The organism is Hydrogenophaga sp. 70-12 (assembly GCF_001897365.1).
GTDB classification, from domain to species: domain Bacteria; phylum Pseudomonadota; class Gammaproteobacteria; order Burkholderiales; family Burkholderiaceae_C; genus Hydrogenophaga; species Hydrogenophaga borbori.
In genome coordinates, this window is record NZ_MKSS01000171.1 from 1 (window position 1) to 13,269 (window position 13,269).

General features: G+C 69.8%; 15 protein-coding genes. 7 read left to right on the plus strand and 8 right to left on the minus strand.

Annotated features, from left to right (window positions below):
* The coding region (locus BGO22_RS10340; RefSeq protein WP_286850711.1) for a crotonase/enoyl-CoA hydratase family protein at positions 1-558 on the minus strand (558 nt) is incomplete at its 3' end.
* A gap of 106 nt (positions 559-664) precedes the next feature.
* On the opposite strand from BGO22_RS10340, the gene BGO22_RS10345 reads away from it, so the two are divergent.
* From BGO22_RS10345 to BGO22_RS10365, 5 genes are all read left to right on the plus strand, one after another.
* A complete protein-coding gene (locus BGO22_RS10345) occupies positions 665-2,239 on the plus strand; it encodes an FAD-dependent monooxygenase (protein ID WP_070400088.1) in 1,575 nt (524 codons plus the stop codon).
* Positions 2,236-2,433, plus strand: coding sequence for a hypothetical protein (locus BGO22_RS10350; protein WP_070400089.1), 198 nt, complete (start codon positions 2,236-2,238; stop codon positions 2,431-2,433). Before BGO22_RS10345 ends, BGO22_RS10350 begins: the two co-directional genes overlap by 4 nt.
* Entirely contained in the window at positions 2,423-2,902 is a 480-nt protein-coding gene (locus BGO22_RS10355; protein WP_070400090.1) for a MarR family winged helix-turn-helix transcriptional regulator, read from the plus strand. Before BGO22_RS10350 ends, BGO22_RS10355 begins: the two co-directional genes overlap by 11 nt.
* Before the next feature lie 28 nt (positions 2,903-2,930).
* On the plus strand, positions 2,931-3,515 hold the full coding sequence (locus tag BGO22_RS10360) for a GAF domain-containing protein (protein WP_070400091.1): 585 nt from the start codon (positions 2,931-2,933) through the stop codon (positions 3,513-3,515).
* 91 nt (positions 3,516-3,606) lie between these two features.
* Entirely contained in the window at positions 3,607-5,931 is a 2,325-nt protein-coding gene (locus BGO22_RS10365) for a YgiQ family radical SAM protein (RefSeq protein WP_070400092.1), read from the plus strand.
* A 6-nt stretch (positions 5,932-5,937) separates the two neighbouring features.
* Here BGO22_RS10365 and BGO22_RS10370 read toward each other — a convergent pair whose 3' ends face one another.
* The gene (locus BGO22_RS10370; protein WP_286850717.1) at positions 5,938-6,618 is read right to left on the minus strand and encodes a DUF1294 domain-containing protein; all 681 of its coding nucleotides are present in this window, start codon (positions 6,616-6,618) and stop codon (positions 5,938-5,940) included.
* Positions 6,619-6,682: 64 nt separating this feature from the next.
* On the opposite strand from BGO22_RS10370, the gene BGO22_RS10375 reads away from it, so the two are divergent.
* Positions 6,683-6,922, plus strand: a complete 240-nt coding sequence (locus tag BGO22_RS10375; RefSeq protein WP_175442866.1) for a hypothetical protein — start codon at positions 6,683-6,685, stop codon at positions 6,920-6,922.
* Positions 6,923-6,926: 4 nt separating this feature from the next.
* Here BGO22_RS10375 and BGO22_RS10380 read toward each other — a convergent pair whose 3' ends face one another.
* The gene (locus tag BGO22_RS10380) at positions 6,927-7,817 is read right to left on the minus strand and encodes a CoA transferase (RefSeq protein ID WP_070400093.1); all 891 of its coding nucleotides are present in this window, start codon (positions 7,815-7,817) and stop codon (positions 6,927-6,929) included.
* A gap of 145 nt (positions 7,818-7,962) precedes the next feature.
* Positions 7,963-9,150 (minus strand): 4-hydroxybenzoate 3-monooxygenase, encoded by a 1,188-nt coding sequence (pobA, locus tag BGO22_RS10385; protein WP_070400094.1) that lies wholly within the window; start codon positions 9,148-9,150, stop codon positions 7,963-7,965.
* 135 nt (positions 9,151-9,285) lie between these two features.
* Here pobA and BGO22_RS10390 point away from each other — a divergent pair, with 135 nt between their 5' ends.
* Positions 9,286-10,062, plus strand: coding sequence for an IclR family transcriptional regulator domain-containing protein (locus BGO22_RS10390; RefSeq protein ID WP_070400095.1), 777 nt, complete (start codon positions 9,286-9,288; stop codon positions 10,060-10,062).
* 9 nt (positions 10,063-10,071) lie between these two features.
* Here BGO22_RS10390 and BGO22_RS10395 read toward each other — a convergent pair whose 3' ends face one another.
* From BGO22_RS10395 to BGO22_RS10410, 4 genes are all read right to left on the minus strand, one after another.
* A complete protein-coding gene (locus BGO22_RS10395) occupies positions 10,072-10,782 on the minus strand; it encodes an ABC transporter ATP-binding protein (RefSeq protein WP_419880037.1) in 711 nt (236 codons plus the stop codon).
* Positions 10,782-11,543 (minus strand): ABC transporter ATP-binding protein, encoded by a 762-nt coding sequence (locus BGO22_RS10400; RefSeq protein ID WP_070400096.1) that lies wholly within the window; start codon positions 11,541-11,543, stop codon positions 10,782-10,784. The genes BGO22_RS10395 and BGO22_RS10400 overlap by 1 nt, the downstream gene beginning before the upstream one ends.
* The gene (locus tag BGO22_RS10405; RefSeq protein ID WP_070400097.1) at positions 11,540-12,523 is read right to left on the minus strand and encodes a branched-chain amino acid ABC transporter permease; all 984 of its coding nucleotides are present in this window, start codon (positions 12,521-12,523) and stop codon (positions 11,540-11,542) included. The genes BGO22_RS10400 and BGO22_RS10405 overlap by 4 nt, the downstream gene beginning before the upstream one ends.
* Positions 12,520-13,269, minus strand: a 750-nt coding sequence (locus BGO22_RS10410; protein WP_286850726.1) for a branched-chain amino acid ABC transporter permease, incomplete at its 5' end; no start/stop codon positions are given. The genes BGO22_RS10410 and BGO22_RS10405, both read right to left, overlap by 4 nt.

The window sequence follows — 13,269 nt, forward strand, 5'->3', positions numbered from 1 at the left end:
GGCGGTGCGGCCATCGATCAGGTCGCCGGTGAACATGAGCTGCTTGGCGCGCGTGGGACCCAGGCGGTAGGTCCACATGGCCGTGGTGGGGCAGCCCCACACGCGCGTGGGCATGTAGCCGATGCGCGCGTCCTCGGCCATCACCAGCAGGTCGCAGCACAAGGCGATGTCGCTGCCGCCGGCCACGGCCGCGCCATGAACCTTGGCGATGGTGGGCTTGGGGCTGCGCCACAGGCTCATGAAGTCCTCGGTGTTGCGCTTCATGAAGGCATAGTCGTCCAGGGGGTCCCAGGGGTGGCGTTCCTGCTGACAGGGGTGGTCGATGTCGCCCTCGCCAAAGTGGGAAAGGTCGTAGCCGCCGCAGAAGCCCTTGCCCGCTCCCTCGACCAGGATGACATGCACGTCGTCGTTGGCGTTGGCCCATTCCACCGCCGCGCGGATCTCGCGTGGGGTGTCGTCGTTGATGGCGTTGAGCCGCTCGGGGCGGTTGAGCAGCAGGCGCGCCACGCGCGGGTTCGCGGGGTCCTGGTCGATGCGCAGGGTGTTGAAGTTCGGCATGGCTGTCTCCTTTGTTGGTGTGAAAACCATCTTATCGACGGGTGGTTGTGGCGTGGAGTCGCGAAGGCGATACAGTTGCGCGCGCAACTAAATAGGTGAACCATTCATGGACCAGACAACCGAAGAACACGTGCCGGTGCTCATTGCCGGTGGCGGCCCGGTGGGCCTTACGCTGGCCGCGCTGCTGTCGCGTCAGGGCATCCGCAGCCAGGTGATCGAGGCCGACGAGGGCTATTGCACCGGCAGCCGCGCCATCTGCATCTCGCGCCGCTCGCAGGAGATCCTGGGCTGGGTGGGCGCCGACGCGCCGCTGGTGGCCAAGGGCCTGGGCTGGACCGCCGGGCGCAGCCATTTCCGCCAGACCGAGGTGCTGCGCTTCGAGATGCCCAGCGAGCCCACGCAGCGCTTCGCGCCCATGGTGAACATCCAGCAGTTCTACGTCGAGGAATACGCGCACCGCGCCATCGACGAAGCGGGCGCCGATGGCACGACCGTGCGCTGGGGCGAGCGTGTGCAGCGCGTTCAGGCGCGCGAGCGTGACGTGCTGGTCGACATCGAATCGCCGCGCGGCCACCGGCGCGTGCGCGCCGACTGGCTCCTGGCCTGCGACGGTGGGCGCAGCACCGTGCGCGAGCAACTGGGCCTGCAGTTCGAGGGCACGCAATACGAGGGCCGCTACGTCATCGTCGACATCCGCCAGAAGACGCAGCGCCCGGTGGAGCGCCTGGCCTGGTTCGACCCGCCGTCCAACCCGGGCTCCACCATCCTCATGCACCGCCAGCCCGACGACGTCTGGCGCATCGACTATCAGATCCGTGACGACGAAGACCCAGCCGAGGCGGTCAAGCCGGAGAACGTATTGCCACGCGTGCGCAGCCACCTCGAGATGATCGGCGAGACCGAGCCCTGGGAGCCGCTGTGGATCTCGATCTACAACGCCAAGTGCCTCACGCTGCCGAGCTACCGCCACGGTCGTGTGTTCTTCGCGGGCGACGCCGCCCACCTGGTGCCCATCTTCGGCGTGCGCGGGCTCAACTCGGGCCTGGACGACGCCGGCAACCTGGCCTGGAAGCTGGCCCGCGTGGTGCGTGGCGCTTCGCCCGAGGCACTGCTCGACAGCTACAGCGTGGAGCGTGTGCACGCCACGCGCGAGAACATCGCCTACGGTGCCAAGAGCACCGAGTTCATGGCGCCGCCCGACTTCGCTTTCCGCCTCATGCGCGAGGCCGCGCTGCGCCTCGCGCTGGACGACGAGACCGTTCGCCCACTGATCAACCCACGCCAGTCCTCGGCCATTCAGTACCTGGGTTCGCCGCTCAACGCGGGCGAGTCTGGTGAATGGGCGAGCGCGCAGGCCGGGCCCGGCGCCCCTGCACCCGAGGCCCTGCTGCACGACGCGCACGGCCACGCCTTCCACCTCAGCAGCCGTTTCGGTCGTGGCTTCGTGGCGTTGGTGTTCAACGGCCCGCCCGAGGGCGGCCTGCCGCGCGACGTGGGGGCCATACCCATCCACCCCGCAGCCGACCCGCACGGCCAGGCCTGGCGGCGCTATGGTCTGCCTGTCGAGGCCGCTCCCGCTCTGGTGCTGGTGCGTCCCGACGGCTACGTGATGGGCCGTTGGCGCGGCCTGGACACCGCGCCCTTGCGCGCGGCCCTGCAATCCTCTGGAGTCACCGCATGACCGATGCCGATCTCGACACGAGCTACACCGCGCTGTGCCGCGCCCTGGGCGAGGTGGGAGAACAGCAGGCCCCCCTCCTGCTGGCCATGCTGAGCCTGTCGCTGCTGGGCCGGCTGGACAGCGCCGCGCAGGCCCTGTCCCTGATCGAGCGGGCGCGCGAACGCTGCCTACAGGAGCCCTTGCATGAGCGCTGACACCAAGCCGCTGCCGCTGGAGCAGCAACTGAGCTGGCGCCTGCACCGCCTGGGCAAGCTCACCGACGCCGCGACCGCCGCCGCCTACGCGGGCGAATTGGGCCTGGGCGTGGCCGAGGCGCGCGCCTTGGCCGCGATCGGCGCCTTCGAACCGCTGTCGGTGAACGACCTGGCCGCGCACGCCCACCTGGACAAGGCGCAGGCCAGCCGCGCCGCGCAGATGCTGGTGGAGCGCGGCAGTGTGATCAAGGCGCCCAGCGAGACCGACGCGCGCGCCGTGGTGCTGCGCCTGTCGCGCCCGGGGCGTGCACTGCACGCGCGCGCGCTGCGCCTGATCGACCGCCGCAACCGCGAAATCATGGGCTGCCTGGGCGTGGCCGAGCGGCGGCAGTTGCTCGGGCTGGTGGACCGGTTGATCGCGCACGCCGCGCCGCGCCGCCCGGGGGGCGCTGGAGGCGATACACCTTGATACGCGCATCGTCGCTATAACGCTTCACATGAAGCGCAATCCCTTCGCTCCCACGGACTTTGGTGCCGATTCGCTTGAAGTGCGGGTGTCCGAGTTGCTGGTGGCCACCTCCGACCAGACCGACGCGGAATTGGACGCGGCCATCGGCGAGGTGCTGCGCCTGCTTCGCGAGCGCCTGCAGATGGACGTGGTCTTCGTCTCCGAATTCGTCAATGGCCGGCGCGTATTCCGCCAGGTGGCCCAAGCGCCCGGCGTGGGCGTGATCGCTGAGGGCGAGAGCGCGTGGCTGGAGGAGTCCTGGTGTCAGCGCGTGGTGGACGGCCGACTGCGGCAGTACATCGCCGACGCGAAGCGCGATCCCGCCGCCTCCCCGCTGCTCAAGGACCTGCCGTTTCCCATCGGCACGCACATCAGCACGCCGCTGGTGCTGTCCAGCGGCGAGGTCTACGGCACGCTGTGCTGCTTCAGCTTCGAGGCCCATGGCCGGCCCAACCCCGAGGACCTGGCCAAACTCAAGCTCACCGCGCGGCTGGCCGCGCAGCGGCTGGAGACCCGCCGCCAGGCGCGGCCCATGCCGGCCAGCGTGCCCGACTGGACGCTCAAGTCCCGCTAAGCGGGATGGCCCGCGTGCAGCGGGAAAAGGGGGGCGCCGGTAAAATCGCGCCCTTCGCCCCGCTGCGCCCGCCATGGGTTCGCGCCCACCCATGAACGCTCCCATCGACGTCTCCCTCTTCGCGCGCAACGCCAAGCCGCTCACCAGCTACCGGCCCTACTGGGCCAAGCGCTTCGGCACCGCGCCCTTCCTGCCCATGAGCCGGGCCGAGATGGACGCGCTCGGCTGGGACAGCTGCGACGTCATCATCGTCACCGGCGACGCCTACGTGGACCACCCCAGCTTCGGCATGGCGGTCATCGGCCGCGTGCTCGAGGCGCAGGGCTTTCGCGTGGGCATCATCGCCCAGCCCGACTGGCAGAGTGCCGAGCCTTTCAAGGCCCTGGGCAAACCGAACCTGTTCTGGGGCGTGACGGCCGGCAACATGGACTCCATGATCAACCGGTACACCGCCGACCGGAAGATCCGCAGCGACGACGCCTACACGCCCGGCGATGAGGGCGGCAAACGCCCCGATCGCGCCGCCATCGTCTACAGCCAGCGCTGCCGCGAGGCGTACAAGGATGTGCCCATCGTGCTCGGTGGCATCGAAGGCAGCCTGCGCCGCATCGCGCACTACGACTACTGGAGCGACAAGGTGCGCCGCTCGGTGGTGGTGGACAGCAAGTGCGATCTGCTGCTCTATGGCAACGCCGAACGCGCGCTGGTCGAGGTGGCGCACCGGCTCGCGGCGCGCGAGCCCATCGAGCGCATCACCGACGTGCGTGGCACGGCCTTCGTGCGCCGCCCGGGTGATCCGTCCACCGAGGGCTGGTTCGAGATCGATTCCACCGAGGTGGACCAGCCCGGCCCGGTGGACGCGCACATCAACCCTTACCAGACCACGAGCGAGCAGGCGCAGTCGGCGGGTCAATCGTGCGCGAAGGACGAGGCCGCGCAGGCGCCGGCGGCGCAGGGCGCGTCGATCCAAGCGCTGAACTTCGTGCCCAACCCCGCGTTGCAGGGCAAGACCAAGCGCCCGCCGCGCGATCGCAGCGTGATCCGCCTGCCCAGCTACGAACAGGTCAAGAGCGACGCCGTGCTCTACGCCCACGCCAACCGCGTGCTGCACGTGGAGGCCAACCCCGGTAACGCGCGCGCCCTGGTGCAGGCACACGGCGAGGGGGCGACCGCGCGCGACGTCTGGATCAACCCGCCGCCCATTCCGCTGACCACGGCCGAGATGGACCACGTGTTCGACCTGCCGTACGCGCGCAGCCCGCACCCGGCCTATGCCGACGCGCAGGGCCGCCACGACGGTGAAACCAAGATCCCCGCGTGGGAGATGATCCGCTTCAGTGTGAACATCATGCGCGGCTGCTTCGGCGGCTGCACCTTCTGCTCCATCACCGAGCACGAGGGCCGCATCATCCAGAGCCGCTCGCAGGCCTCCATCCTGAAAGAGGTGGAGGAGATCCGCGACAAGGTCGAGGGCTTCACCGGCGTCATCAGCGACCTCGGTGGCCCCACGGCCAACATGTACCGCCTGGGCTGCGCCAGCCCCGAGATCGAGGCCGCCTGCCGCAAGCCCAGCTGCGTCTACCCTGGCATCTGCCAGAACCTCACGACCGACCACGGGCCGCTGGTGCGCATCTACCGCCGTGCGCGGGCGCTGCCGGGCATCAAGAAGATCCTGATCGGCTCGGGCCTGCGCTACGACCTCGCGATCAAGAGCCCCGAGTATGTGAAGGAGCTGGTGCAGCACCACGTGGGCGGCTACCTGAAGATCGCGCCCGAACACACCGAGACCGGTCCGCTGTCGAAGATGATGAAGCCCGGCATCGGCAGCTACGACCGCTTCAAGCAGATGTTCGAGAAGTACAGCGAGGAGGCGGGCAAGAAGCAATTCCTTATCCCGTACTTCATTGCCGCGCACCCGGGCACCAGCGATGAGGACATGATGAACCTCGCGCTGTGGCTGAAGAAGAATGGCTTTCGTGCCGACCAGGTGCAGACCTTCTACCCCAGCCCCATGGCCACCGCCACGGCCATGTACCACTCGGGCCTGAACCCGCTCAAGGGCATTCACCGCGACGAACGCGGCGAGCGCGTGGACATCGTGCGCGGCGAGAAACGCCGCCGCCTGCACAAGGCCTTCCTGCGCTATCACGACCCCAACAACTGGCCGCTGCTGCGCGAGGCGCTCAAGGCCATGGGCCGCGCCGACCTCATCGGCAACGGCAAGCACCACCTCATCCCCACGTTCCAGCCGCTCACCGACGGCGGCTACCAGAGCGCGCGGCGCAAAAACAGCACGCCCACCGCCCGCGCGCCGGCCGCGGCGCCCGCGCCGCGCAAGGGTCAGCTGCTGACGCAGCACACCGGCCTGCCGCCGCGCGCCGGCACGGGCGCGGCGCGGCGGCCCAAGCCGCGCTGACGGCGCTCAGGCGCCGCCGCCGGCGAACAGCGGCCAGGCCACCCAGGCCAGCAGGGCGGTCACGTTGAACACGGCGCAGGCCACGAAGGTCTGCTGGAAGCGCTTGTCGTCCAGGCGGTGCCGAAGCGAATGCTGGGCCAGCCAGGCCGCTGGCCAGCCGCCCAGCGCGGCCGCCGCGTGCAGCAGTTCCAGCGGCCAGGGCGCGCCGCCCTCGGTCATCACGTGCTGGTCGCGCCAGTACAGGAAGACGGTGGCGATGTTCACCAGCACCATGCCGGTGAGCACCACCCACGGAAAGCGGCCAGAACCGATGCCGATGAGCCAGAGCAGCAGCCAGCCGCCCAGCAGGCCCAGGGCGATCTGGGTCTGGCGGCGCTGCGCGCGTTCCTCTCGCCAGCGCTGGGCCTTGGACGTGGCGGCTGGGGCCAGCACCGGCTCGGGCGCCGGCCCAATGGGGGCGCCGGCCTCGCGCAGCGGCGGCGGGGGCGGCAGCTTGATCGACAGTGCGCGCGGCCCCTTGCCACCGACCACGATCTCCTCGTACACCACCGCCGTGCCCGGCGCGATGGGGTGTGGACCTTCGTAGTCGCGCAGGTGGAAGTACACCTCGGCGGCGGTGTCGGGACTGCGGATGAAACCGGACGCGCGCTCGGCGTCCCAGTGGACGATGGTGCCTTGCTTCTTCATGGCCTCGGGGAGGGTGGTGCCGCTGGATTGTCGGTCTTGTGGTTCGCCGAGGCGGTGGCCAGCGGTGGCCTGGCCCAGGCCGTGCGAGAAACGGTGCAGGCCGATCGCCAGCGGGCGCCGGCGCCACCCTCGGCGCGGGCACGCCGCGCGGCTTGACCAGCTGTGCCTGCTGTTCGACACCACGGCCGCGCACGGGCAGGACATCGTGCCGCCGCGCCTGGTGGCGCGCCTGCGGCGCGGCGTGCCCACCTTTCGGGAGGCGTCCTTGCCGCGCTGGGCCCAGGGGCTGCTGGCGCCGCGCTGAGGCCTCAGGCCAGCGTGTGCATCGGGATGTCGCGCTCGACCGCCAGTTTGTCCAGTTGCGCGCGCGTGCGGCCCGCCAGAAAGCGCGCGATGGCCTCATGTGTGGCGGGTGCGAACAGGGTCTTCATCCGCTGGCCGTCGGCCACGCCCGCCGCTTCGCACAGCGCGGCGGCGAAGTGCGGCTCCAGCGCGGCCACGGCCACGCGCCCGTCCTTGCAGGGGTAGACGCGGTAGCCCGCGTGCGCGCCACCCACGGCCCCCGTCGGCTGCGTCAGGCCCCAGCTGCGCGGCAGCGCGAGCCAGGCGGCGGCATCGGACAGGGCCACCTCATGGGCACTGCCGCGCCCCGTGGAGCGCAGCAGCAGCACGGCCTTGAGCACCGCCTCGGCGGCCATCAGCGCGCCGCCCATGTCGGCGAACAGCGTCGCCGGCAGGTCCAGGCCGGTCACCAGGCCGGCGTCGGCCAGGTAGGTGAGGTCGTGGCCCGGCTCCTCGGCGCGTTCGCCGGGCGCGCCCACGATGCTCACCATGGCCAGCGCGGGGTAGCGCTTGCGCAGCGCCGGCCACGACAGGCCCAGCTTGGCCAGGGCCGAGGGGCGGAAGGAGGTCAGCAGCACGTCGGTGCGCAGCAACTGCTTGTGCAGCACGGCTTGGCCGGCCTCGGTCTTGAGATCGGCCGTCAGCCGCTTCACGCCTTCGTGCATGCGCGCATAGGCCGGGGGGTTGTACTGGCCCATGGGGTCGCCGCTGGCGCCGTCGCGTGCGGGCGGCTCCAGCTTGGTGCAGGCCGCGCCCAGGGCGCGCAGTCGCATGAGGGCGGCCGGACCGGGCAGATTGAGCGCGAGGCTGAGCACGCGCACGCCGCGCAGGGGCTGGGGGCTTCGGGGGGTGGGCATGGGCAGTGGTCGCAGGTCGGTGTTGACGGTGCGGCCACTGTAACGCCGGTGATGGCCTGACCCAGAGGCGCCGCGGAATCGGCGTTGCCGGGCCGCAGGTGTCGCTCCCTGGAGGGGGTCGCGCGAAGCGCGGCGGGGTTGAGTGCTACTTCTGGCCGAAGTCCAGCGGCAGGCCCACGTAGTTTTCCGCGAGCGAGCGCGACATGGCCTCGGAGTTCACCAGGTACTCCAACTCGGCTTCCTGCACCTTCTGGCCGAAGCCGCCGGTGTCGGGGAAGCGGTGCATCAGCGAGGTGAGCCACCAGCTGAAGCGTTCGGCGCGCCACACGCGGGCCAGCGCGCGCTGCGAGTAGTGGTCGATGCCGGCGTCGCTTTTCTCGCGGTAGTGCTCGATGAAGGCGGTGGACAGGTACTTCACGTCGCTGGCCGCCAGGTTCAGGCCCTTGGCGCCCGTGGGCGGCACGATGTGCGCGGCGTCGCCCGCCAGGAACAGGCGGCCGAAGCGCATGGGCTCGGCGACGAAGCTGCGCAGCGGCGCGATGCTCTTTTCGATGCTGGGGCCGGTGACGATGGCCTCGGCCATGGCCGGGTCCAGGCGGCGGCGCAGCTCGTCCCAGAAGCGGTCGTCGCTCCACTGCTCGACCTTGTCGTCGATGGGGCACTGCACGTAGTAGCGGCTGCGCGTGAGGCTGCGCATGGAGCACAGGCCGAAGCCGCGCTCGCTGTTGGCGTACACCACCGCGTGCGGCGACACCGGCGGCACGTCGGCCAGCACGCCGATCCAGCCGAAGGGGTAGACCTTTTCGTACTCGGTGATCGAGTCCTGCACGGTGGCGCGGCAGACGCCGTGGAAGCCGTCGCAGCCGGCAATGAAGTCGCACTGCAGTTCGTGCGTCTGGCCGTCCTTCTCGTAGCGCACGCTGGGCTTGGCGCCATCGAAGCCATGGACGCTGACGTTGGCGGCGTTGTAGACGGTGGGCAGGCCGGCGGCCTGGCGCGCGTCCATCAGGTCGCGCGTGATCTCGGTCTGGCCATAGGCCGTGACCACCTTGCCCTGGGTGAGACCGGTCACGTCGATCGGGTGGCGCGTGTTCTTGTAGACCAGCTCGATGCTGTGGTGCACGGTGCCTTCCTTGGCCACGCGCTCGCCCACGCCGGCCTCGTGCAGCAGGTCGACCATGATCTGCTCCAGGATGCCGGCGCGGATGCGGCCCAGCACATAGTCGGGGCTCTGGCGTTCAATGATGACGTTGTCGATGCCGGCCTTGTGCAGCAACTGGCCGAGCAGCAGCCCCGAGGGGCCGGCGCCGATGATGGCGACCTGGGTTCGCATGGGTCTTGTCTCCGGGGAACGGGCGAAACCCGCAGGCTAGGGCGCCGCCGCATCCGCCACAAGCAGGGCTGGCGAGCATTGCGCGATCATCGCGCGCTTTGTGCGATCATCGCGCACTTCCTGGAGCGCCCCGCCATGCCCGACCCGACCATCGCCAAGGCCGACTTCATCGAGGGCATGGCCAAGGGCCTGGCCGTGCTCGAGAGTTTCGACACCGAGCGCCAGCGCCTGAACGCCACGCAGGCGGCCGAGCGCGCCGGCCTCACGCGCGCGGCCGCGCGGCGGCACCTGCTCACCCTGGCCCACCTGGGCTACCTGGACACCGACGGCAGCCACTACTGGCTCTCGCCCAAGGTGCTGCGCTTCTCCGGCAGTTACCTGTCCTCGGCGCGCCTGCCGCGCCTGGTGCAGCCCACGCTGAACCGCCTGGCATCGGCCACGCGCGAGTCGTTCTCCGCGGTGGTGCTGGACGGCGACGAGGTGGTGATCGTCGCGCGCAGCGCCGCCCCGGGCGCGCCGCGCCTCATGCCCTACGGCCTGCACCTGGGCTCGCGCATGCCGGCGCACGCCACCTCCACCGGGCGGGTGCTGCTGGCGGCACTGCCGCGCGCGGCCTTCACGTCCTGGCTCAAGGGCCGGTCGCTGCCGCGCCTGACGCCGCGCACCACGGACGAGCCCAAGGCCTTCCGCGCGGTGATCGACACCGTGCGCCGCGACGACTTCGCGATCGCGAGCGAGGAGCACGAACTCGGCGTGATCGCGCTCGCCGTGCCGCTGCGCAACATGAAGGGCGAGACCCTGGCCGCGCTCAACGTGGTGGTGTCGCCGGGCCGCATGGACGCGGCCGGCCTGCGGCGCGAGCTGCTGCCGGTGCTGATGGACGCCGCGCGCGAGCTGCGGCCGCTGCTCTAGGCGGTGGGTTCAGACCCCCAGGTGCTGCTCCAGCAGCCCCGGCTGCGCCAGCAGCGCCTCGGTGCTGCCTTCGAACACCACCTCGCCCTTGACCAGGATGAGGTTGCGGTCGGTGATCTGGGTCACGTGTTTCCAGTTCTTGTCGACGATGACGCTGCTGATGCCGCTTTCGCGGATCAGGCCGCAGATGCGCCAGATCTCGCGCGCGATCAGCGGCGCCAGGCCTTCGGTGGCCTCGTCGAGGATGAGCAGGTCCGGGTTGGTCATCAGCGCGCGGCCGATGGTGAGCATCTGCTGCTCGCCGCCGCTGAGCTGCTGGCCGCCGTGGCCCAGGCGCTCGGCCAGGCGCGGGAAAGTGTCGAGCACGCGTTCGTAGGTCCATTCGCGCTGGCCCCGGGTGCCAGGACGCGCGGCCATCACCAGGTTTTCTTTCACGCTCAGGTTGCCGAAGATGCCGCGCCCTTCGGGCACGTAGGCGATGCCTTCGCGCGCCACAGCGTAGGGCGTGGCGCCGGTCATGTGCCGGCCCTTCACCTGCACGGTGCCGCCGCTGGGCTTGACGATGCCCATCAGCGACTTGAGCAGCGTGGTCTTGCCCATGCCGTTGCGGCCCATCAGGCCGATGGTCTGGCCCGCACCCACGTGGAAATCCACGCCGCGCAGGATATGGCTCTGCCCATAGTGGGTGTGCAGGCCCTTGGCTTCGATCAGCGCCGTCATCAGTGTTCCTCGCCCAGGTAGGCGGCCTGCACGCCGGCGTCGTTGCGGATCTGCTCGGGCGTGCCGCTGGCGATCACCTGGCCGTTGACCATGACGGTGAGCACCTCGGCCAGGGCAAACACGGCGTCCATGTCGTGTTCCACCAGCATGATGGCGTGCTCGCCTTTGAGGCGCTGCAGCAGCGCCACCATGGACTCGGCCTCGGCCGCGCCCATGCCGGCCAGGGGCTCGTCGAGCAGCAGCACGGTGGGTTCGGTGGCCAGGGTCATGGCGATCTCCAGCTGGCGCTGCTCGCCGTGGCTGATGGCCGCCGCGACGTTGCTCGCGCGTGCGGTGAGGCCTGCGAGTTCCAGCGCGCGCTCGCAGCGCTGGTTCACGTTCGTCAGCCGGCTGGCCGCGCTGAACCAGTGCAGCGGGTTGAAGGCGGCGTGCCGTTCGCGCGACTGCGCGGCCAGGCGCACGTTGTCCCACACCGTGAAGGGCAGGAAGATGTTGGTCTTCTGGTAGCTGCGGCCCAGGCCCTGGCGGGCGATGCGTTCCGGCGATCGGCCGGTGATGTTCTCGCCGTTGAGCCGGATCTGCCCGCTGGTGGGCGGCAGGTCGCCCGAGAGCAGGTTGGTCAGCGTGGACTTGCCCGCGCCGTTGGGCCCGATGACCGCGTGGATGCGGCCGCGGTGCAGATCGACCGACACATCGTTCACCGCGGCCAGGCCGCCGAAGCGCTTGGTGAGGTTCTTCGCGGAGAGCAGCGGATCGCTCATGCCTTCTCCCCGCGCTTGGTGAAGCGCTCGACCAGGCCCAGCAGGCCGCGCGGCGCCACGATCACCACCAGCACGATGAAGCCGCCCATGAGCAGCTGCCAGTGCTTGGTCAGGTCTTTGAAGACGTGCATGACGTACTCGAAGGCGAAGGCGCCGACGATGGCGCCCGCGAAGTTGCCCATGCCGCCCAGGATGACCATCATGATCGCGTGCGCGCTCATGTGGAAACCCATGAGCTCGGGGTTCACGAAGCCGGTCTGCGCGGCCCACAGGTAGCCCGCCACGCCGGCCAGCGCGCCGGCCAGCGTGAAGGCCGTGAGCTTGTAGCCGAAGGTTCCGTAGCCCACGGCGCGCATGCGGTGCTCGTTCACGCGGATGCCCGCCAGCACGCGGCCGAAAGGCGAGAACAGCAGGCGGCGCAGCGCGAAGTACAGCGCCAGCAGCACCACCAGCGTGAAGTAGTAGAAGACCAGCTTGTTGTCGAGATCGATGCCCAGGGCGGTGGCGTCGGGACGGAAGGTGACGTAGATGCCGTCCGAGCCGCCCAGGGCCTTGTTGTCGAAGAACAGGAAATAGACCATCTGCGCGAAGGCCATGGTCACCATGATGAAGTAGATGCCGTGGGTGCGCACCACGAAGAAGCCGATGACCAGCGCGGCCAGGCCGGCGGCGGCGGCGGCCAGCGGCAGCGACCACCACAGCGCGATCGGCGCGTCCTGCGGCGTGACGAAGGCCAGCGCGTAGCCGGCCAGGCCGAAGAAGGCCGCATGGCCGAGCGAGACCAGGCCGGTCACGCCCTGAAGCAGGTCCAAGCTCATCGCGAAGATGGCCAGGATCATCATCTGCGAGAGCATGCCGAGGTAGAAGTCGCCGCCCTCCACGGGCAGCAGCGGGAAGGCCGCCAGCGCGATCGCGCCCAGGGCGAGCACGAACTGGATGCTGCGCGGCAGTTTTTCGAGTTGGGCCTTGGCGGTGCTCATTGCTTGAAGAGCCCTTCGGGTTTGTAGAGCAGCACGAGGGCCATGAGCATGTAGACGGCCATGCCGGCGATCTGCGGCACCAGCACCTTGCCGAAGGTGTCGACCAGGCCCACCAGCAGCGCGGCCACGAGCGCGCCGCGCACCGAGCCGATGCCGCCGATGACCACCACCACGAAGCACATGATGAGCACCGAACTGCCCATGCCCGGGTACACGCTGGCGATGGGCGAGGCGATCATGCCGGCGATGGCGGCCAGGCCCACGCCCAGCGCGAACACCACGCCATGGATGAGCCGGATGTTCACGCCCAGCGACTCGGCCATCTCGCGGTTGAAGGCGCCGGCGCGGATCTTCATGCCCAGGCGGGTCTTGCTGATGAGCAGGTAGAGCCCCACGGCGAGCAGCAGGCAAACGCCCGACATCACCAGACGGTAGACCGGGTAGGAGAGGGTGTCGGTCAAGGGGATGGACCAGTTCAGTACCTCGGGCACCTGCACGGCATGCACGTCGTCGCCCCAGAAGATGGAGCGCATCTCTTCGAAGATGTAGATCAGGCCGAAGGTGAGCAGCACCTGGTCGAGGTGGTCGCGCTGGTAGAAGTGGCGAAACAGCAGCCACTCCAGCAGCCAGCCGAAGATGACCGCCAGCACCGTGCCCAGCACGATGGCCAGCGTGAGGCTGCCCAGCTGCGAGCTGAGGTACCACGCGAGGTAGGCACCGATCATGTAGAAGCTGCCGTGCGCGAG